Below are 20206 nucleotides of genomic sequence, written 5' to 3'. Positions count from 1 at the left end.
GAATAACAGAAAGCACGAAGGCGACCCTTGGGTCGCCTTCGTTCGTTTCGCGAATGTGAAATTCGCGCGACATGCTTACTTTTTCTTGCGCACGTACAGCACCAGATTGTGATCGACCAGATCCACACCGTGCTCCTCGGCGATTGCCTTCTGGAGCTTTTCGATTTCCGGGCTGACGAATTCGACGACTTCACCGGTTTCCACGTTGACCATATGGTCGTGGTGGCCACCGTCGGCCAATTCGAATACCGCATGGCCACCGTCGAAGTTGTGACGGACCACGAGGCCAGCCGCTTCGAACTGGGTCAGAACACGGTAAACCGTGGCCAGACCGACGTCCTCGCCAGCTTCCATCAACGCCTTGTAGACGTCCTCGGCACTCATGTGACGCTGCTCGGTGGAGTCGAGCATTTGCAGGATCTTGACCCGTGGCAGGGTCACTTTAAGGCCGGCTTTGCGTAGTTCGCTATTTTCAACCATGGTCAGCTTTCTCGCGATGCTGCTTCGCAGCTTCTCTTAATGCGGGTATGATCGGCGTTTACGTTGTCCCAGCCAAGATAGTGGAAGTCGCCCACCGATGCAAAACACCAAGCTCTTGCTAACCAGTTTCACCTTTGTGGGACTGCTCGCACTCGCCGGTTGTTCATTCCCCGGGGTTTACAAAATCGACATCCAGCAGGGCAATGTCGTCACGCAGGACATGATAGACCAGTTACGCCCGGGAATGACCCGGCCGCAAGTACGGTTTATCATGGGCAACCCTCTGCTTGTCGACACGTTCCATGCCGATCGCTGGGATTATCTGTACAGCCTGCAACCGGGTGGCGGTGAACGCCAACAGGAACGCATCAGCGTTATTTTCAACTCAAACGACCAGCTTGTCAGCCTGTCCGGTGACTTTATGCCGGGCGTAAGCCGTGACGAAGCCATTCTCGGCAAGGACAGTGGCACGACAGTGACCGCTCCTGCGGAAAACGCCGAGAAGCCAACACCGGAAAAACCGGCCAAGCCTGGCTCCTTGCTGGATCAGATCCAGAAGGACGTCGATGGTGTAGAAACCGTTCCGGTTCCGACACCAGAGCCGCTGGACACCTCGCCGCAGTAATTGGCGAGGCAATAAAAAACCCGGAGATTCCGGGTTTTTTATTGCCTGCGATCTGGTGTTTTACGCGTTTCGAGCCTTGGCTTCGGCAGCCTTGGCCGCGCGCAAGCGTCGTACCTCTTTCGGATCGGCCAGTAACGGACGATAAACCTCGATACGCTCCCCCGCCTGAATTACCCGCGAATCCGGGTCAGCAACCACTCTGCCAAAGATGCCAAGCGGGCACTCCGCCAGATTCAACTCGGGAAACTCGCTACCGATACCCGACGCAAGCACTGCAGCCCGCACCGTCGCGCCCTCATTGACGCTGAATGAGCGCAATACCTGACGATCCACGGCCGCGTACACCACCTCTATCTCGATCACCGACTTAACCATGCATCTGCTTGGCGCGCTGGCAGAACGCATCCACCAACGTATTCGCGGCCTGATTGAACAGCGGCCCTAACGTCGCGCGCACCAGCGGCCCGGCGTAATCGAAGGACAGATCCAGACTGATCTTGCAGGCCTTCTCGTTCAGCGCCTTGAACACCCAGACGCCGTGCAGTTGATTGAACGGACCTTCTTCCAGATTCATCTCGATCGACTGCCCCGGCACCAGCGTATTGCGCGTCACGAAATGCTGACTGAGCCCGCCCTTGGCCACGCCGACACTGGCGCGCATATGTTCCGGCGTGCTTTCCAGCACCTCGGCCGAAGAACACCACGGCAAAAATTCCGGGTAACGCGCGACGTCGTTAACCAGGTCATAGAGAAATTGCGCGGGGTACGGCAGCAACGCCGATCGTTGAATATGTGTCGTCATGTGAGCGTTACTTCCAGAGCTGAGCGGCAAACACTACAAGAATGCCGATGGGCGCCACGTAGCGCATCAAAAACAAAGACAGGGCGAACAGTAGCGGATTGCGGATCGACAACTCGTCGCGTACCGCTTCACGCCCCATCACCCATCCGGCGAACAGCACAAAACACAGACCACCGAGCGGCAACATGATCCGCGAGGTGAAGAAATCGATCACGCCAAAGAAGTCCAGACCGCCCTGCGCACCCCATTGGTAGAGATGGAACAGCCCGCCTTCGTTCACGAAAAATTTGGCTTCCTTCCAGATATTGAAGGAGAACACCGTGCCCAGACCGACGAACCAGCAGATGAACGCCAGCCAGAAAGTCACCCACGCACGGCTGACTTTCGTGCGTTCAACCAGATAGGCCACCATCGGCTCCAGCAGAGAAATCGCCGAACTCCAGGCAGCAATCGCCACCAACACAAAGAACACTACGCCCATCAGTTGCCCGAACGCCACGTTACCAAACGCAAACGGCAGGCTGACGAACATCAGGCCCGGCCCTTCGCTTGGATTCAGGCCTCCGGCGAACACAATCGGGAACAGGGCAAGACCGGCAACCAGAGACACAAACGTGTCGAGCAGCGCCACACCGACAACCGTACCGGACAACGACGAAGTCTTCGGCATGTAAGCGCCGTAGATCATGATCGAACCGACACCGACGCTCAGCGAGAAAAATGCGTGCCCCATCGCTGGCAACAAGCCGTCGAGCACCTTTTCCGGATGGAAGTCGAACATGAAGTGCACGCCCTCCATGAAATGCCCGGTGGTCATGCTGTAACCCAGCAGCACCAGAATCATCACGAACAGCAGCGGCATCATGATGCGCAGGCTGCGCTCAAGCCCGGCGACCACGCCTTTGGCGATGACGACGGCCGACAGCAGCATGAAAATCGTATGCCAAAGTGTCAGACGCCAGGGATCGGAGATGACGTTGCCGAAATAAGCGCCGACCTGATCAGCCGTGGCGCCCTGGAAATCCCCACGACCCATGTCGACGATGTAATCCAGCGACCAGCCGCCGACCACACTGTAGAAAGACAGGATCAGCAAGGCCGTGATCATCCCGGCAAACGCGCCCCATGACCACTTGCCCGAGTGCCCGGCTTCCAGTGCCAGCACCTTCAACGCATTGGCCGGACTTTGCCGGGCGCGCCGGCCGATCAGGGTTTCCGCGAGCATGACCGGGATGCCGATCAGCGCGATGCACGCCAGAAACATCAGTACAAACGCACCGCCGCCGTAGACCCCGACCATGTAGGGGAACTTCCAGATACTACCCAAGCCAACGGCCGAACCGGTCGCGGCGAGTATGAATACCCAGCGGCTAGCCCAACTGCCGTGGACAGAAACCTTGTCTGTCGACATCGTTTATCACGCCCAAGCGTTAGAAAAAGAGGCCGCATTGTCCGGGATTCACTCAACCTGCTCAAGCACGCAGCAACACCGTAGCCGACGGCGGTTTATCTCCATATAATGCCGCCCCTATGGCTAAACAGAAGAAACACCCAACAGGGACCATCGCGCAGAACAAAAAGGCGCGACACGATTACTTCATCGAGCACAAGTTCGAGGCTGGTCTGGTCCTGGCCGGCTGGGAAGTAAAAAGTCTGCGGGCAAGCAAGCTACAGCTGGTCGACAGCTATGTCCTGCTCAAGGATGGCGAAGCATGGTTGCTCGGCAGCCATATCACGCCTCTGATGACCGCAAGTACCCACGTCATCGCTGACCCGGTGCGCACCCGCAAATTGCTGCTCAACCGCCGCGAGCTGGACAAGCTCGCCGCCGCCGTGCAGCAAAAGGGCTACGCCTGCGTCTGCCTGTCCTGGTACTGGAGCAAGCACATGGTCAAGTGCGAGATTGCTCTGGGCAAGGGCAAGAAGGAATACGACAAGCGTGACACCGAGCGTGAACGCGATGCCGGTCGTGAACTGCAGCGTGCGGTGCGCAACAAGGGCAAGGAAGACTGATTTCTTCTGCCTTTAGCGCGTATTCGCGAGCCTGTTCGTCCCCACAATTGGAATGCATTTCAATGTGGGAGCGAGCTTGCTCGCGAAAACCATTGCCGAATCAACACAGAAACAACTGATCACATCCCCTTGCGCCGCTCCGCCCGAGCCATGCGCTGAACTTCCTGCCGCACCTCTTCCAGCACTTCCTGCACATACAAAATATGTCGGCTGGAGACTTCCCGCGCCTGCTCCGCACGACCTTCGATAATCGCCAGATACAATTCCCGATGCTGGGTGATCAGCATGTCGCGGGTTTCCGTGCGCTGCTTGTACATGCCGCCAATGTTGGTGACCACGTTGCGCTTGAGCAGATCGAACAGCCCACGAATGGTGTGCAGCAACACAGCGTTGTGGCTGGCCTCGGCAATCGCCAGGTGGAATTTTGCATCCGCCGCGCCCTCTTCCACCCGACTGACTTCATCATGGCGCGAATAGCAGTCCTGCAGGTCTTCGAATGCCGCAGTCAGCCGCTCCCGATCCACATCGGTGGCGCGCAATGCGGCGTAATAGGCGCACGATGCCTCCAGAGTGTGCCGAAATTCCAGTAGATCGCGCTGTGCCTCGGGATTGCTTTCGAGCAGTTGCAGCAGCGGGTCACTGAATGTCGATCCCAGGCTTTCCACCACATAGTTGCCGCCGCCCTGCCGACTGACTAGCAGCCCTTTGGCCGCGAGTTTCTGAATCGCCTCGCGCAATGACGGGCGTGATACGCCAAATTGTTCGGCCAGCGTGCGCTCCGCCGGCAGCCGTTCACCGGACTTCAGCGTGCCCTCGAGGATCATCCCCTCGAGTCGCTCGACAATATCGTCAGACAAACGGCGCTGACGTATCTGATCAAACCCCATAACTCATTTCTCCACGATCCCGACCGCTCGCCGGGCTCTCTATTCTGGCCTATCGGCGCCTTGCCGACACCTACCAGACGCCAGTTGCCGAAACCGGATCAGATGCGATCTGCACCGCTTGTTCGACAAAAGTTGTAGGGCGGCAAATTGACACACCGCCATCAAGGCTTTTACCCTAGCCAACAGCGATTGTAAATTGGTCTTACCAATTATCCAAGAACGCTGACAGTGCCTGACCAACAACAATTAGGGGCCACCCCATATGCAAACCTGGCAACAGCTCTATAGCCCGCTCGGCAGTCTCGGCGTGTCCGCACTCGCGGCCGTCATCCCCATCGTGTTCTTTTTTCTCGCGCTGGCGGTGTTCCGCCTCAAGGGCCACGTGGCCGGGAGCATCACCCTCGCCTTGTCGATTGCCGTGGCGATCTTCGCGTTCCAGATGCCGGTCGACATGGCCTTCGCCGCAGCCGGGTATGGCTTCGCTTATGGTCTGTGGCCGATTGCCTGGATCATTGTCGCAGCGGTATTCCTCTACAAACTGACGGTCAAAAGTGGTCAGTTCGAGGTTATTCGCAGTTCGGTTCTATCGATTACTGACGACCAGCGCCTGCAAGTGCTGCTGATCGGTTTCTGCTTCGGTGCGTTTCTGGAAGGTGCCGCCGGTTTCGGCGCGCCCGTGGCGATTACTGCCGCGTTGCTGGTCGGGCTGGGTTTCAACCCGCTGTACGCCGCCGGCTTGTGCCTGATCGCCAACACTGCGCCGGTGGCGTTCGGCGCCCTGGGGATTCCGATCATTGTTGCCGGCCAGGTCACCGGCATCGACGCGTTCAAGATCGGCGCCATGACTGGCCGACAACTGCCGCTGCTGTCGCTGTTCGTGCCGTTCTGGCTGGTGTTCATGATGGACGGCCTGCGTGGCGTGCGTGAAACCTGGCCGGCTGCATTAGTGGCGGGTCTGAGCTTTGCTGTCACTCAATACTTCACCTCGAACTTCATCGGCCCGGAACTGCCGGACATCACCTCGGCCCTGGCCAGCCTGATTTCCCTGACCCTGTTCCTGAAAGTCTGGCAGCCAAAACGCGCCGCCGGCCAACACATCGTCGGCGCCGTCTCCGCTTCGGTGGTGACTGCCAGCGTCGGCGGTTTCGGCCAGAAGCGCAGCACCGTGGCTTCGCCTTACAGCCTCGGGGAAATTTTCAAAGCCTGGTCGCCGTTCCTGATTCTCACCGTGCTGGTGACCATCTGGACGCTGAAGCCTTTCAAAGCGATGTTTGCCGCTGGCGGCTCGATGTACAGCTGGGTGTTCAACTTCGCGATTCCGCACCTTGATCAACTGGTGATCAAAACTGCGCCGATTGTGGCCAACCCCACGGCTATTCCAGCGGTGTTCAAACTTGACCCGATTTCCGCGACCGGTACGGCGATTTTCTTCTCCGCGCTGATCTCTATGCTGGTCTTGAAGATCAATTTCAGAATTGGTCTGACCACTTTGATAGAAACCTTCTACGAACTGCGCTGGCCAATCCTGTCGATCGGTATGGTGCTGGCGTTCGCTTTCGTCACCAACTATTCCGGCATGTCTTCGACCATGGCGCTGGTGCTGGCCGGTACGGGCGCGGCATTTCCGTTCTTCTCGCCATTCCTTGGCTGGCTGGGCGTGTTCCTCACCGGTTCGGATACTTCATCCAACGCCCTGTTCAGCTCGCTGCAAGCGACCACCGCGCACCAGATCGGCGTCAACGACACCCTGCTCGTGGCGGCCAACACCAGTGGCGGCGTGACCGGCAAAATGATCTCGCCACAATCGATCGCCGTGGCCTGCGCCGCGACCGGGCTGGTGGGCAAGGAATCGGATCTGTTCCGCTTCACCCTCAAGCACAGCCTATTCTTTGCAACGATTGTCGGCCTGATCACACTGGCTCAGGCCTACTGGTTCACCGGCATGCTGGTGCACTAAACCTACAAGCGAAATGGAAATAACCGACGCCGATCCGTGATTTCGGCGTCAGCAATTCACAACCCGGTCTGTAAGGCTGCTGAAAGCAATGCGCTCTATATTCAGCAGCCTCAGCGGACGGATAACCGGGACCACCCGGAGACACGCCTGATGAGCGAGCTTTTTTACAACGCTGTGCCGAACGCGACCCGTGTGGCACCGCCACTGCCCGAACCTCGGCAATACCCCAGCGAAAAACCGTCGCGGGTCTACCTGTTCGGCACGTGCGTGGTCGACCTGTTCTACCCCGAAGCCGGGATGGACGCGATCCACTTGCTGGAGCGCGAAGGGATCCGTGTCGAGTATCCGCAAGGGCAGAGTTGCTGCGGCCAACCGGCCTACACCTCGGGTTACACCGAGCAGGCGCGGACGGTAGCGCGCTCGCAACTGGCGTTGTTTGCCGAGGATTATCCGGTGGTGGTGCCGTCGGGTTCCTGCGCCGGCATGCTGCGCGAGCATTACGCCGACTTGTTCAAGGACGAGCCGGAAACGCTGAAACAGGTGCAGGCCCTCGCGGCCCGCACCTATGAACTGGCCGAGTTTCTGCTGTTCGTCTGCAAGGTGCAGCTCAAGGACAGCGGTGAGCCGGTCAAAGTCGCGCTGCACACGTCGTGTTCAGCACGCCGCGAAATGAACACCCACCTGCACGGCCGTGAGTTGTTGGCGCAGTTGAGCAACGTGGAACGGGTCAACCATGACCACGAAAGCGAATGCTGTGGCTTCGGCGGAACATTCAGCGTCCGTATGCCAGACATTTCCGGCGCGATGGTGGCTGACAAGACCAAAGCGTTGAAGGATTCCGGCGCGCACAAGGTGTTGAGCGCCGACTGTGGCTGTTTGATGAACATCAACGGCGCATTGGAGAAACAAAAAGAAGCGCTACGCGGGCAACATCTCGCCAGCTTTCTTTGGCAACGAACCGGAGGTGCGCAATGAGCACTTCCGCGATTATTCCTACGGTCGCCGTAGAAGAAGATTTCCGCACCCGGGCACACAACGCCTTGGGTGATCAGCAGCTGCGGAACAACTTCCGCACTGCCATGGACTCACTGATGGTCAAGCGGGCAGCCGCTTTCAGCGATGCCCACGAAAGAGAACACTTGCGCGCACTGGGCAATTCGATCAAAGCCCGCGCGCTCTCCAAGTTGCCCGACCTGCTCGAGCAACTGGAACAGAACCTGACCCGCAACGGTGTGACAGTGCACTGGGCGGAAACGGTGGACGAGGCCAATGGCATCGTCTTATCGATCATCCGCGCTCACGAGGCGCGGCAAGTGATCAAGGGCAAATCGATGGTCAGCGAAGAGATGGAGATGAACCATTTCCTCGAGGCTCAAGACATTGAATGTCTGGAGTCCGACATGGGGGAATACATCGTCCAGCTCGACCACGAGAAGCCTTCACACATCATTATGCCGGCGATCCACAAGAATGCCGGTCAGGTCGCGTCCTTGTTCCACGACAAACTTGGCGTGGAATACACCAAGGACGTTGACCAACTCATTCAGATCGGTCGCAGAGTCCTTCGGCAGAAATTCTTCGAAGCGGACATCGGCGTCTCCGGTGTCAACTTCGCCGTGGCCGAAACCGGCACCCTGCTGCTGGTGGAAAACGAAGGCAACGGGCGCATGACCACCACCGTGCCACCGGTGCATATCGCCGTTACCGGCATCGAAAAAGTCGTGGAAAACCTGCGTGACGTGGTGCCGTTGCTGTCACTGCTGACGCGCTCGGCGCTGGGCATTCCGATCACCACTTACGTCAACATGATCTCCGGCCCGCGCAAGGCACACGAACTCGACGGCCCGCAGGAAGTGCACCTGGTATTGCTCGACAACGGTCGCAGCCAGGCCTTCGCCGACAGTGAACTACGTCAGACCTTGAATTGCATTCGTTGCGGCGCCTGCATGAATCATTGCCCGGTCTATACCCGCGTCGGCGGTCACACCTATGGCGAGGTGTATCCGGGGCCGATCGGCAAAATCATCACCCCGCACATGGTCGGTCTGGCCAAGGTTCCGGATCATCCGAGTGCTTCGTCGCTGTGCGGTGCCTGCGGTGAAGTTTGCCCGGTGAAAATTCCTATCCCGGCCATTTTGCGGCGTCTACGCGAAGAGAACGTCAAAGCCCCGGACTCGCCACATCAAGTGATGCGCGGTCAGGGCAGCAAGTATTCGCGCAAGGAACGCTTTATCTGGAATGCCTGGGCGAAACTCAACAGCTCGCCGACCTTGTATCGCTTGTTCGGTTTCTTCGCCACGCGTCTGCGTGCGCTGACCCCGAGCAACGTTGGCCCGTGGACGCAAAACCACAGCGCGCCGAAACCCGCCGCCCGCTCGCTGCACGATATGGCCCGCGAGCATTTGGCCAAACAGGGAGACCGCTGATGAGCGCCAAGCAAAATATCCTAGGCAAGCTGCGGAAAAGTCTGACCGGCACAACGCCGATTGCCGACGAGTTCGATGTCGATCTGGTGACGCAGCCTTACACCTACAGCGCCGAACAACGCATCCCGCAACTGCGCAAATTGATGGAAGCGGTGCACACCGAAATCCACCTGACCACGGGCGAAGAATGGCCGGCGTTGCTCGCACAGTTACTGCGCGACCGCCAGTTGCCGAGTCTGTTAATCGCGCCGACGACAGCGCACGGGCGGAAAATCACACAGCACTGGGTGAACAATCCTGGTCTGCCAACCCTGAAATCCTACGACCGCCCGATGGAAGAGTGGAAAGCCGAGTTGTTCAACGACACCCCGGCCAGCCTCACCGGCACCCTCGGTGCAATTGCCGCGACCGGCAGCCTGATTCTCTGGCCAACCCGTGAAGAACCACGGCTGATGAGCCTGGTGCCACCGGTGCATTTCGCCCTGCTCAAGGCCAGTGAAATCCGCGACAACTTCTATCAAGTGCAAGAGGAGTTCGAATGGGCACAAGGCATGCCGACCAACGCGTTGCTGGTATCCGGCCCGTCGAAAACCGCTGACATCGAGCAAGTGCTGGCGTACGGCGCCCATGGCCCGAAAGACCTGGTGGTGCTGATCCTGGAGGACCAATGACGCTTCCGGTGAATTTCCTGCGTGATGCGCAACAACTGATTCCGGCCGAGCGCCGTTTTGATGATCCGCTATCCACTCTTGCCTTCGGTACGGATGCCAGTTTTTATCGATTGATCCCGCAACTGGTGATCCGCGTCGAGTCCGAAGATGAAGTCGTCGCGCTGTTGAAACTGGCTCAGCGCGACCATGTTCCGGTGACCTTCCGTGCGGCGGGCACCAGCCTCTCCGGTCAGGCGATCAGCGATTCCGTTTTGATCGTGCTTGGGGATAACTGGAACGCTCGCGAGATTCGTGGTCAAGGTACGCAAATCCGTCTGCAACCGGGAGTGATCGGCGCGCAGGCCAACGCATGGCTCGCACCGTTCGGGCGCAAGATCGGCCCAGATCCAGCGTCGATCAACGCCTGCAAGATCGGCGGCATCGTCGCCAATAACGCCAGCGGCATGTGCTGCGGCACGGCACAAAATACCTACCACACGCTGGCCGGCATTCGTCTGGTACTGGCCGATGGCACGCGTCTCGACACCGAAGACGCTGCCAGTGTTGCAGCGTTCCGCAACAGTCACGGCGAGTTGCTGGAGCGCTTGGCGACGCTGGGGCGCGAGACCCGCGCCAACGCCGAACTCGCTGCACGAATCCGCCACAAATACCGTCTGAAAAATACCACTGGCCTGTCGCTCAATGCCTTGGTGGATTTCGATGAGCCTGTGGATATCTTGAGCCACTTGCTGGTCGGCTCCGAAGGTACCCTCGGCTTTATCAGCGCGGTGACTTACGACACGGTAATCGATCACCCGAACAAGGCCTCGGCGCTGATCGTGTTCCCGGATGTGGAGACCTGCTGCACCGCGGTCACCGTGTTGAAAAGCCAACCGGTGTCCGCCGTGGAATTGCTCGATCGACGCAGCCTGCGTTCAGTGCAGAACAAACCGGGCATGCCGACTTTCGTACAACAGCTGTCGAACAATGCCTGCGCGCTGCTCATCGAATCCCGCGCCGCGTCTTCCACTTTGTTGCAGGAACAACTGGCTCAGATCATGGCGTCGCTCACTGATTTCCCGGTGGAAAAGCAGGTCGACTTCACCGAAGACCCTGCCGAGAACGCCAAGCTCTGGGCGATCCGCAAGGACACCTTCCCCGCCGTCGGCGCCGTACGCAAAACCGGCACCACGGTGATCATCGAAGACGTGACCTTTCCGGTCGAACAACTGGCCATCGGCGTCAATCGCTTGATCGAGCTGTTCGACAAACATGCTTACGACGAAGCGATCCTTTTCGGACACGCGCTGGAAGGCAATCTGCACTTTGTCTTCACCCAAGGCTTCAACAATCCGGAAGAAGTCGCACGCTATCAAGCGTTCATGGACGACGTCGCGCAACTGGTCGCGGTGGAATTCGGTGGCTCGCTGAAAGCCGAACACGGCACCGGACGCAACATGGCGCCGTTCGTAGAACTGGAATGGGGCAGCGACGCCTATCAACTGATGTGGCAGCTCAAACGTCTGCTCGACCCTAACGGCATTCTCAACCCGGACGTAGTGCTCAGCGAAGATCCGCAAATCCACCTCAAACATCTGAAGCCGCTGCCAGCGGCTGACGAGATTGTGGATAAGTGCATCGAGTGCGGCTTCTGCGAACCGGTCTGCCCGTCGAAAGGCCTGACCCTGAGCCCACGCCAGCGCATCGTGATCTGGCGCGATATTCAGGCGAAAAAACGCGCTGGCGTCGACACCACCGAACTGGAAAAAGCCTACGAGTACCAAGGCATCGACACCTGCGCCGCGACCGGGCTATGTGCGCAACGCTGTCCCGTAGGCATCAATACCGGCGAGCTGGTGAAAAAGCTCCGTGGCCGACACGCGACGCATCAGAAAACCGCTGACTGGATCGAAGGAAATTTCGCCACAACCCTGCAAGGCGCACGCTTCACCCTGCACGTTGCCAACGGTGCGCGAATGATGCTTGGCGCACCGCGTCTGGCGAAGCTTTCGGCAACCATTACGCGCCTGTCCAAAGGCCAAGTGCCGTTGTGGACGAATGCCATGCCACAACCGGAGAAAGCCATTCGCTTCAGCCCGAGCGTGTCGGACGAGCGTCCGCGTGTGGTCTATCTGGCGGCGTGTGTGTCGCGAGTCATGGGCCCGGCGGCGGGCGATAAAGAGCAGATGTCGCTGTACGACAAAACCCGTGGGTTGCTGGAAAAGGCCGGTTACCAAGTGGTCTTCCCGGATAATCTGGACAACCTCTGCTGCGGTCAGCCCTTCGCCTCTAAGGGCTATGCAGAACAGGCCGAACACAAACGCCAGGAGTTGATCAGCGCCCTGTTGCACGCCAGTCGCGGCGGGCTCGATCCGATTTATTGCGACACCAGTCCGTGTACGTTACGGCTGGTGCAGGATGTCGGCGATGTTCGGCTGGATCTGTACGATCCGGTGCGATTCATTCGTACGCATCTTCTCGAACGACTGGACTTCACCGCGCAAGATGCACCGATCGCGCTACACGTGACCTGCAGCACTCAGCACTTGGGAGAAAGCCAGGCGTTGATCGATCTGGCGCGCAAGTGCAGCAATAACGTGGTGATCCCGGAAGGCATTCACTGCTGTGGGTTTGCCGGCGACAAGGGCTTCACCACGCCGGAGCTGAACAGCCACTCGCTGCGCACGCTCAAGGATGCGGTGCAGCATTGCAGCGAGGGGATTTCCACCAGTCGCACATGTGAAATCGGTCTGACCCAACATGGCGGAATCGACTACCACGGGCTGGTCTATCTGGTGGATCGCGTGACCCGGGCGAAGTCCTGCTGAAGAAAAATAGAACCCTTGAGTTCGACTGTAGTCCACAGAATAACCCCGACTGATCGGGGTTTTTCTTCCATACGGTTGCCCGTCCTGACGGCCAGCGAAGTCTGGACCCCACTCGGTTCAAGGAGATACACATGAAACGTTCTGTACTGTTAGGTCTGTTCGTTACTGCATCGATGATGGCGTCCACTTCGTTCGCCGCTGACAAGCCTGCTGACCTGTGTGATGCCAATATTCAGACCATCAACAATGCCAAGGGCCAGCTGTCAGCGAACCCGGAACTGAGTCAGCGTGCTAACGCCAGTGTAACCAGAGCTCAGTCACTGAAGGCCGAGGGCAAGATCGATGATTGCGTTGCGGAAACCTCGCAAACCATCGTCGAACTGCGCAAATCCACCGGCACCAACAACTGATCAGCCTCCCGGCCAACCTTCGGGTTGGCCTCGCGGGCCGATTGGCGTACACTGTGCAGGCTTGTTGCTCAAACAGATGTACTGAGCAATGAGTTCGGGGCCGTTTAGGATTCGACGCCGGTTGCGAAACTCTAGGTGCATGCCGACTTGGTAACAGAAGTCGTAAATCCACTGTTGCAACTACTTATAGTTGCCAATGACGACCAATACGGTGTTGCTCTCGCTGCTTAATTGCAGCTGACAATGCTCCTGGTACCTTCGGGTCCAGCAATCATCAGGGGATGTCTGTAAACCCGAAATGATTGTCATATAGAACAGAATCGCCGTGCAGTACGTTGTGGACGAAGCGGCTAAAACTTACACAACTCGCCCAAAGCACCCTGCCCGTCGGGTCGCTGAGGGTTAACTTAATAGACACGGCTACGCATGTAGTACCGACAGCGGAGTACTGGCGGACGGGGGTTCAAATCCCCCCGGCTCCACCACTTCATCATCTAAAGACGTCCACGGACGTCTTTTTTTGTGCCTGAAATCCAGTAAATACGGGGGGTTCATGGCCATCAGCGTCCAAAGACGTCCGATATAATCTACAACCATTGGTATTCCACATGGTATTCCAAGCCCTTCAGTGGTAATTTTTGGAATACCGAACGATGTCGTGGAATACCTCATGTGCGCCCAAGCCACTCGCCTCTCTGATCGTCAGCTCAAAGCTATCAAGCCGAAAGATAAAGATTACGTCCTCAGCGATGGCGACGGTCTTCAATTGCGAGTGAGAATCAATGGTTCTACGCTATGGAACTTCAACTACCGTCATCCGGTAACGAAGAATCGTATCAACATGGGACTCGGCACCTACCCAGAGCTCTCTCTCGCGCAAGCAAGAAAGAAAACGGTCGAAGCCAGAGAGCTGCTTGCACAGGCCATCGACCCCAAAGAGCAACGCAATGCGTTGACGCAAACAAAAAAAGCAGCAACTGAGCACACGTTCGAGAACGTAGCTGCTACTTGGTTTGAGCTAAAGCAGGATGTCGTTACACCGGCCTATGCCGAAGACATATGGCGCTCTCTCATCCTGCACGTATTTCCAAAGCTCGGAACTACGCCCCTCTCGCAAATCACTGCGCCGATGGTCATCGAATTGCTCCGCCCCTTGGAAGCGAAAGGCAGCTTGGAGACAGTGAAGCGACTGACTCAAAGGCTCAATGAAATCATGATCTATGGCGTGAACTCGGGGATGATCTTCGCTAATCCTCTCAGCGGCATCCGGGGCGTTTTCAAGAAACCGAAAAAGCAGAACATGGCGGCTCTTCGACCAGAAGAACTGCCAGAACTAATGATTGCAATCGCCAATGCCAGCATCAAAAGAACAACACGCTGCTTGATCGAGTGGCAGCTTCACACCATGACGCGCCCCGCGGAAGCCGCTACAACTTCCTGGGCTGACATCGACCTCGAAAGGAAGATCTGGACGATCCCTGCCGAACGCATGAAAAAGCGACGCCCACACGCTATACCGCTGACTGAGCACGCAGTTGCTCTGCTTGAGACGATCAAACCCTATAGCAGCCATCGAGAGTTTGTATTCCCTGCTGACAGAGACCCACGCACTCACTGCAACAGTCAGACGGCTAATATGGCGCTGAAGCGGATGGGCTTCGAGGGGCGCCTCGTAAGTCATGGAATGCGCTCAATGGCGAGCACCATCCTCAACGAGCAGGGCTGGGATCCTGAATTGATAGAAGTCGCACTTGCCCATGTCGATAAAGACGAGGTACGTAGCGCCTATAACCGAGCGGACTACATCGAGCGTAGACGTCCGATGATGGCCTGGTGGAGCGACCACATTCAGGAAGCTGCTACCGGCAACCTTTCTGTGTCAGCTATCAGAGAACAACGAGATTAAAAAGTCGTTTCGATACGCTTAACCTAAGGCAGCTATCGGCCAGAAGTAGACATCCCTATCCGACAGCTACCGTCCAATAGTGGCCGATTGTGAATGCCTATTTCATCTCCGGCCGCCTGCGTTTGGTAGAAAGAAATGGCTACTCCGCTGAGACGCTTCGCGACCGGCCCTCAGCGAAGATAAAAATTACTGTTGCCTACGTTTTTTACGTTGTGTCAATGTGCCACCTCGCCGAACGATAACGCAACCGCAGGAAAGTATTTCATGTCTATTATAGTAAAAAAAGTACAGGTACCGTCTAATATCGCTAGTGAGTTTGAGGACCTTCATGGAGTTTCTAGAGATTTGGAAATGGCTCGGGAATTGTGTCTAATAGCCAGAGATTTAGGCAATGATGATGCCAATCAGGGAATCGCTGTCGACGGACTGTTGAGCGCTGCGTTAATCCGATACATGCGTTGTTTTTCATCTGGGGTGCGCAGCTCTCTCAAATCGGAAGATTTGGAAAAACTCGGAGCCGAGATCGCCGAAGCTCATAACTTTCTGAAAGACTTTCGCGATAAACATCTTGCTCACTCAGTCAATCATTATGAAGACTGCTACGCAAATGTCGACCTCCATATCAACGATGGCTCGCTCGAAAAAATATACGGATTACTACCGGGATCAAGTCGCGTAATATTAAATAATGGCAATGGATTTGCATTGCTGACGCTGATTGATAAGATGATTTGGCTAGTGGTGGAAAAAAAACGCGCCGCAGAAATCGCAGTGGTAGATAAATTAAATTCACTCGGCGATGAAGTTGTATTGAATTTTAAACCTCGGCAGCCAAAAGAGATAAATCCGAGTGAAATTCGAACAAGCCGAAAAAAAAGCAGCAAATAGAATTACATCACGGTGATGGTCGATTGCTACCTTTCGCGAAAGCCTGAAAACGACCCAGTGCAGCAAGGGACAATTGGCAGTGATCGACCATGAGCAGTCAGTCGCAGATATCCAAAAAACCATGGGCGATCACGATAACTTTGAACGTCACCAAGATCGACCAAGCAATTGATAGACCAATCAGCCATTCTAGAAATAGCAGGGCTATAGGTCTCACAAACTCTCCCAGTAGTTAATCAATTATACAATCGAAATGGCAGGTCTTCTGCGACGGCTTGCCCAGGAGTGCAGAGCCACTGCCACACTTGTTGTTGTGTTAGGCTTCCCTCGCATAATCGCAATAGTGCCTCACCTAAATCCCCGCTTTCAACTACGCTTAACCGGCCACAGGATGCAATTTGCTGCGGCACGCTCGGATCTACTCCGGGATGACAAAGAGTCACGCAAAAACAATCTCTAAAGCCATGGATTTCGGAGGCCGCTAAAACCTCTACAGCTTTATTGTAATCGACTAGTTTATCCCCTTCCTTGGATTTCAATTCGACTACAATCGAAGTCGAATCAAAGAACGTAACTAGATAGTCGGGCGCTCCAGTTTTTGTCTTGTCATCTAGCTTTTCAAACACTACACCTAGCTGAACAAGCACCTGTTCGAATGCCACTTCAAAAGCATCACCTTTCGCTTCATAATAGTTTTCAATTAGAATCTTACTATCACACCTTTCAGCTCGCTTCAAATGCCTTACAGCCATTCGCTTTCGCTGGTCTACCTTCCAATCACGACAAGCGTCTCGCACCCAGTTTGCTTTAGCTTGCGCATTAGGCTTAGACTTTACGAAAGCTAAAACTCTTAGCGCATTCGCCTCAGAATTACCAAGCATAAGTAATTGCGGCGTTGTTACCCCATGCTTCTTCAAGAGCAATATTTCATGTCTATAAAGTTTTAAAGCGCTACCCGCAGCAGATACACCTGTCATCCAGAGAATGTCGTCTGGCAACCCTTCTTGGACTCTGTATGCTAATCTTCGAATGTAACGCGTCAACTTAGATATTGCACGCAACAAAGTATCATCCACCCTTAATTGTGGCGGACGGAGAACTAGCGGGACGCGGTTATCGGCGGCAGACATAGCTATGCCAGCTAAGCCCTGCAGCACCCAAGAAAGATTCCTATTCATTTCTGTGACAGCGCCGGCACTCAGAGTTTTAACTTCGCGCTCAATAGCGCTAATTTCAACTCCACTAGTCCACCTCTGACACAACCATGCCGCATTAGTGGGTACTGGATCAACTTGCCAAATTGACTCCATTAAATCGTCAGCAAGGTGCTGCGCATCATAAATTGGATCCTTCAACTGGTAAGGCAGGAGCCTAGTAGGTTTAACTCCATTTCTCGGGCGAAACTCAGGACTGGACAAACATCCAGAAAAAATAAGCATTTCTAGCCGTGACTTTAAAACCGGCAGTTCAAGCTGCCCAATGAGCTCTGCCAAATAAAGTGACTTCTTAGACAGGAAGTTTATTAAAAACACCCCAGTCTCAGGCAGCAACCCACTGAACCCTACAGCACGCCCTACCGGGGTGGGGCTAAGCTCACCACCAGATGTTTCAACGACGAAGCCAGCTTCAATCAAGCCGTTCAGAGCAGCACCCACTTTAGTCGGCCACATCTTGAAAGCAGTTAAGTTATTATCTTCTTCTCTTAAAGCACTGAACGTAGTGCAAACAAGCTCTTCAAGCTCGGCTCTACTATTGCATAATCCCGACGATATCAGCTGCAGTGAAAGTTGACCAAACCTAGCAGGTGCGATTCGTGCTTTGATTTCGGGTAACTGGTCTATAGATAGGTAGCTTGTAGCTAGTGCGCGTTGCTGTCCTGTACCAAAATATATGACACGCCCTTCTTCATGATCGAATCCCATACGCCCGACCCGCCCGGACATGTTATGGAACACTGCGCTATCTATTGCGACACGTTGCCTTTGTTCGCTGTCCCAACGTACCCACTCAGCAAATACTGCTGCCCCCAAAGGGAAATTCACACCTGCCGCTAAAGTACTTGTGGCGAATACAACATCCAACTTATTTTCTGACAGGTAACGTTCCACCACTCCTCGTTCTTCGTCAGTCAGATCCGCGTTATGGCTAGCGACTCGAAGATCCAATATCTTCGCCAGCATTGTGTTAGCTGAAGTTTCAGGCAGGGTATCAAACTCTAATGACAACTGTCCTTGCCTACCCTTATGGTAAGAAGCTACAAAAGCTTCAGCAAGATCATAAGTATCTTGTTTTTTCATGCAAAAAACTATTATTGGAAGCGGGGGATTATCTTGCTTAAGCAGATACGTCAAAGCTGAAATTGTTTCCGCTTTAACTCCCGCAGGAATTCGCTTGTCTGACTCCATAACATCGGGCTTAGCGCTGCTTACTGAATAGATTTGATCACCAATCCAGCACTCATATCGTAAATGTTTCTCGCGTTTTTGCTCGAAAATAAGATTCACCCTCAGCCAGTTCGCCAAGTCCTGAGCATCTTTATTTTTCAAAACTGCTGACAACCCTACAAACTGCCTCCAACCCGCGTTCCTCATGAGCGTTAAAAGCACTTCAACATTCTGCCCGCGATTTTCATCTCCCATGAGCTGAATTTCATCGCACACGACAACTGTATTTTGCATGCTTTTCGGAACGCCAGATGCCGACAGTAGTGCTAAATATTTTTCATATGTAGCAATCACCAGAGGAGCACTTAGAGGTGCCGCAGAATACTGCCCCGTGGCATCCTCCACGTAGTCTCCTGTGGCAATAACTATAGAGGCACCATCACCCTCCAAATACCTGTCCAGCAACAACGTTTTGAAGTCTTCAAATTTCTGCTTGGCCAATGCGCGATGTGTTACCAAATAAACTGCGTTATTCCCAGCGAGCAGTCCTTCAGCAATAGCCCAAAGCCCAATTTGAGTTTTTCCTGTAGAGGTAGGGGAAACCACCAGCATGCTTTGTCCATGCGCCACCCCAGACTCCAGCGCGACGTACTGAACATCAGTGAGGGAAATCGCCCCCTCGGATCGGTAGACCAATCCATCAACCACAGATGTGGACAGACCGTGTTCTACTGGAAGGGTATCCCTCATGCCTAGCAACTCCTGTCATGCGTTAGGGTGCGAGCGCCCAGAGCAATCTGGGTGCCGAGTGTTCGAATCCGACAGAAGCATACGTAGCATTAAATGGCCATATTGGCCATCCTACTAAGCGCCAGAACGGCAATCTAGGAAGCGTAGGAAGGAAAAATGAATAGCCTTGAAATCTGTAACTACATAATCTTTAATAAAATTCCGCTGGAATATGTAGTGAATCGCTTTTCCCCCCACGCACTTTAAATCGCTCCTAACTTCGTAGAGACCGAATGACTGGCTCTGGCCGTTTTCTGCCGGTCGCACGACAGGCCTGTTTGGGTCGATGTTTGCCAGTCGTGACTGGCAAACATCGACCCAATGCGATCATCGAGATTGTGGCCAGTGATCCTGAATTTCACCCCAAGGTGCCTTGGACGTTACTTCGACATGCGTATGCTTGTCGGAAGTAAAGCCATCCGCTTATGAGCAGCAACGGTAATAGTGTAAAGATATGAGTTTTAGGCAGCCTTCGGCTGCCTGCGTCACGACTGGCGATAAATCAACTGAGAGCTGAAGAATTGAAAATTGATGGAGGGTGGCATAGATCACCAGGGGCTTCTTATGATGCGTTGGCCGCGTTGCGAGCGGTTGTACCGCATGTGCTCCCTGATGAGTACTACCAGTTGCTGACCTTCAGCAATGGTGGCGAGGGGCCGTTACCTGTTGGTCCATTTAACTTCGTTCTCGATTCTGCGGAGGTTACGGCCGACCCCAAGCAGGTTTTGTTCTATGAGCAAATAGCTCCAGATTTGTTTGTGTTCGGTAGTAACGGTGCCGGTGAGCTTGTAGCTTTCGATCTCAGAGGAAACTCTCCACCTTGGCCTATCGTTTGTTTCGATGGGATCGCTCCAGAAGAGTCCGTGGAAAGGATTGCAGATAGCTTTACAGGGTTCGTATCGCTGATAGGCAAGGCATGATTGAGCCCGGCCTGGTCAACCTGGTGTCTCGCGCCCCTTTGAACTCGAATTAAGCTCCAGCAGCGGCTTCTGGCCGAAAGCCGCCGGTCGCGAACGGCAGCTATCGGCTAGGGCCTGACTTTATCCTGTGTAGGCCATTCATATAAAAAGACTAATGAAATGTACAATTTCGGCCCATCACGCTCGCCATTGCGGGTGCTGCCCTTGTACCGCATGTAGTCCAAGCAGCAGCACACCGGCC

At 55.1% G+C, this 20206-nt stretch carries 17 protein-coding genes and 1 other RNA gene; 12 read left to right on the top strand and 6 right to left on the bottom strand.

All coding sequences use genetic code 11. The features are described 5' to 3' along the window. Positions 1–75 precede the first annotated feature (75 nt). Positions 76–480: a ferric iron uptake transcriptional regulator gene (gene fur / locus ACM6IV_RS01320; RefSeq protein WP_003221515.1), complete on the bottom strand. Its 405-nt coding sequence runs from the start codon at positions 478–480 to the stop codon at positions 76–78. Between the two features lie 97 nt (positions 481–577). Here fur and ACM6IV_RS01315 point away from each other — a divergent pair, with 97 nt between their 5' ends. Continuing rightward, positions 578–1105, top strand: a complete 528-nt coding sequence (locus ACM6IV_RS01315) for an outer membrane protein assembly factor BamE (protein ID WP_414868424.1) — start codon at positions 578–580, stop codon at positions 1103–1105. A 60-nt stretch (positions 1106–1165) separates the two neighbouring features. Here ACM6IV_RS01315 and ACM6IV_RS01310 read toward each other — a convergent pair whose 3' ends face one another. From ACM6IV_RS01310 to ACM6IV_RS01300, 3 genes are read right to left on the bottom strand one after another with little or no spacing between them, the layout of a single operon-like run. After that, complete coding sequence (locus ACM6IV_RS01310) at positions 1166–1480, bottom strand: RnfH family protein (RefSeq protein WP_414868423.1); 315 nt, start codon at positions 1478–1480, stop codon at positions 1166–1168. Then, positions 1473–1907, bottom strand: coding sequence for a type II toxin-antitoxin system RatA family toxin (locus tag ACM6IV_RS01305; protein ID WP_315446812.1), 435 nt, complete (start codon positions 1905–1907; stop codon positions 1473–1475). Before ACM6IV_RS01305 ends, ACM6IV_RS01310 begins: the two co-directional genes overlap by 8 nt. A 7-nt stretch (positions 1908–1914) precedes the next feature. Continuing rightward, positions 1915–3318, bottom strand: a complete 1404-nt coding sequence (locus tag ACM6IV_RS01300) for a sodium-dependent transporter (protein ID WP_414868422.1) — start codon at positions 3316–3318, stop codon at positions 1915–1917. Between the two features lie 119 nt (positions 3319–3437). Here ACM6IV_RS01300 and smpB point away from each other — a divergent pair, with 119 nt between their 5' ends. Further along, positions 3438–3920 carry an SsrA-binding protein SmpB gene (gene smpB, locus ACM6IV_RS01295; protein ID WP_007953781.1) on the top strand — a complete coding sequence of 161 codons (483 nt, stop codon included), beginning with the start codon at positions 3438–3440 and terminating at the stop codon, positions 3918–3920. 119 nt (positions 3921–4039) lie between these two features. On the opposite strand, the gene ACM6IV_RS01290 is transcribed toward smpB, so the two are convergent. Further along, positions 4040–4807, bottom strand: coding sequence for an FCD domain-containing protein (locus tag ACM6IV_RS01290; RefSeq protein ID WP_414868421.1), 768 nt, complete (start codon positions 4805–4807; stop codon positions 4040–4042). A 262-nt stretch (positions 4808–5069) separates the two neighbouring features. Between ACM6IV_RS01290 and ACM6IV_RS01285 the strand changes: the two genes are divergently transcribed. The 9 genes from ACM6IV_RS01285 (at position 5070) to ACM6IV_RS01245 (ending at position 15872) form a co-directional block, all read left to right on the top strand. Further along, positions 5070–6764 carry a lactate permease LctP family transporter gene (locus ACM6IV_RS01285; protein ID WP_414868420.1) on the top strand — a complete coding sequence of 565 codons (1695 nt, stop codon included), beginning with the start codon at positions 5070–5072 and terminating at the stop codon, positions 6762–6764. Positions 6765–6914: 150 nt separating this feature from the next. After that, positions 6915–7739 carry a (Fe-S)-binding protein gene (locus tag ACM6IV_RS01280; RefSeq protein WP_414868419.1) on the top strand — a complete coding sequence of 275 codons (825 nt, stop codon included), beginning with the start codon at positions 6915–6917 and terminating at the stop codon, positions 7737–7739. Next, complete coding sequence (locus tag ACM6IV_RS01275) at positions 7736–9190, top strand: LutB/LldF family L-lactate oxidation iron-sulfur protein (RefSeq protein WP_414868418.1); 1455 nt, start codon at positions 7736–7738, stop codon at positions 9188–9190. Before ACM6IV_RS01280 ends, ACM6IV_RS01275 begins: the two co-directional genes overlap by 4 nt. Continuing rightward, a complete protein-coding gene (locus ACM6IV_RS01270; protein ID WP_414868417.1) occupies positions 9190–9861 on the top strand; it encodes a LutC/YkgG family protein in 672 nt (223 codons plus the stop codon). Before ACM6IV_RS01275 ends, ACM6IV_RS01270 begins: the two co-directional genes overlap by 1 nt. Next, positions 9858–12668 (top strand): FAD-binding and (Fe-S)-binding domain-containing protein, encoded by a 2811-nt coding sequence (locus ACM6IV_RS01265; protein WP_414868416.1) that lies wholly within the window; start codon positions 9858–9860, stop codon positions 12666–12668. Before ACM6IV_RS01270 ends, ACM6IV_RS01265 begins: the two co-directional genes overlap by 4 nt. A gap of 131 nt (positions 12669–12799) precedes the next feature. Then, positions 12800–13078, top strand: a complete 279-nt coding sequence (locus tag ACM6IV_RS01260; RefSeq protein ID WP_414868415.1) for a hypothetical protein — start codon at positions 12800–12802, stop codon at positions 13076–13078. A gap of 96 nt (positions 13079–13174) precedes the next feature. Further along, positions 13175–13563: a transfer-messenger RNA gene (gene ssrA / locus ACM6IV_RS01255) on the top strand. A 185-nt stretch (positions 13564–13748) separates the two neighbouring features. Beyond that, positions 13749–14984 carry an integrase domain-containing protein gene (locus tag ACM6IV_RS01250; RefSeq protein WP_414868414.1) on the top strand — a complete coding sequence of 412 codons (1236 nt, stop codon included), beginning with the start codon at positions 13749–13751 and terminating at the stop codon, positions 14982–14984. A 264-nt stretch (positions 14985–15248) separates the two neighbouring features. Beyond that, positions 15249–15872, top strand: coding sequence for a hypothetical protein (locus ACM6IV_RS01245; protein ID WP_414868413.1), 624 nt, complete (start codon positions 15249–15251; stop codon positions 15870–15872). Positions 15873–16108: 236 nt separating this feature from the next. Here the strand turns inward: ACM6IV_RS01245 and ACM6IV_RS01240 are convergent, their stop codons facing one another. Continuing rightward, positions 16109–19006, bottom strand: a complete 2898-nt coding sequence (locus ACM6IV_RS01240; protein WP_414868412.1) for a DEAD/DEAH box helicase — start codon at positions 19004–19006, stop codon at positions 16109–16111. Positions 19007–19566: 560 nt separating this feature from the next. Between ACM6IV_RS01240 and ACM6IV_RS01235 the strand changes: the two genes are divergently transcribed. Further along, positions 19567–19965: an SMI1/KNR4 family protein gene (locus ACM6IV_RS01235; RefSeq protein ID WP_414868411.1), complete on the top strand. Its 399-nt coding sequence runs from the start codon at positions 19567–19569 to the stop codon at positions 19963–19965. Positions 19966–20206: the final 241 nt, after the last annotated feature.

This window comes from Pseudomonas sp. IT-347P (assembly GCF_949768005.1).
In the GTDB taxonomy this organism is placed as follows: domain Bacteria; phylum Pseudomonadota; class Gammaproteobacteria; order Pseudomonadales; family Pseudomonadaceae; genus Aquipseudomonas.
The sequence above is the reverse complement of the archived record's forward strand: the minus strand, read 5'-3'. Positions and strand labels throughout refer to the sequence as shown.

Bases quoted from the DNA above. Each gene is read 5' to 3' on its own strand.
- ACM6IV_RS01300 (WP_414868422.1), bottom strand. From the start codon at position 3,318: ATGTCGACAGACAAGGTTTCTGTCCACGGCAGTTGGGCTAGCCGCTGG.
- ACM6IV_RS01265 (WP_414868416.1), top strand. From the start codon at position 9,858: ATGACGCTTCCGGTGAATTTCCTGCGTGATGCGCAACAACTGATTCCG.
- smpB (WP_007953781.1), top strand. From the start codon at position 3,438: ATGGCTAAACAGAAGAAACACCCAACAGGGACCATCGCGCAGAACAAA.
- ACM6IV_RS01275 (WP_414868418.1), top strand. From the start codon at position 7,736: ATGAGCACTTCCGCGATTATTCCTACGGTCGCCGTAGAAGAAGATTTC.
- ACM6IV_RS01260 (WP_414868415.1), top strand. From the start codon at position 12,800: ATGAAACGTTCTGTACTGTTAGGTCTGTTCGTTACTGCATCGATGATG.
- ACM6IV_RS01250 (WP_414868414.1), top strand. From the start codon at position 13,749: ATGTGCGCCCAAGCCACTCGCCTCTCTGATCGTCAGCTCAAAGCTATC.
- ACM6IV_RS01270 (WP_414868417.1), top strand. From the start codon at position 9,190: ATGAGCGCCAAGCAAAATATCCTAGGCAAGCTGCGGAAAAGTCTGACC.
- fur (WP_003221515.1), bottom strand. From the start codon at position 480: ATGGTTGAAAATAGCGAACTACGCAAAGCCGGCCTTAAAGTGACCCTG.
- ACM6IV_RS01315 (WP_414868424.1), top strand. From the start codon at position 578: ATGCAAAACACCAAGCTCTTGCTAACCAGTTTCACCTTTGTGGGACTG.
- ACM6IV_RS01285 (WP_414868420.1), top strand. From the start codon at position 5,070: ATGCAAACCTGGCAACAGCTCTATAGCCCGCTCGGCAGTCTCGGCGTG.
- ACM6IV_RS01240 (WP_414868412.1), bottom strand. From the start codon at position 19,006: ATGAGGGATACCCTTCCAGTAGAACACGGTCTGTCCACATCTGTGGTT.
- ACM6IV_RS01305 (WP_315446812.1), bottom strand. From the start codon at position 1,907: ATGACGACACATATTCAACGATCGGCGTTGCTGCCGTACCCCGCGCAA.
- ACM6IV_RS01310 (WP_414868423.1), bottom strand. From the start codon at position 1,480: ATGGTTAAGTCGGTGATCGAGATAGAGGTGGTGTACGCGGCCGTGGAT.
- ACM6IV_RS01280 (WP_414868419.1), top strand. From the start codon at position 6,915: ATGAGCGAGCTTTTTTACAACGCTGTGCCGAACGCGACCCGTGTGGCA.
- ACM6IV_RS01245 (WP_414868413.1), top strand. From the start codon at position 15,249: ATGTCTATTATAGTAAAAAAAGTACAGGTACCGTCTAATATCGCTAGT.
- ACM6IV_RS01290 (WP_414868421.1), bottom strand. From the start codon at position 4,807: ATGGGGTTTGATCAGATACGTCAGCGCCGTTTGTCTGACGATATTGTC.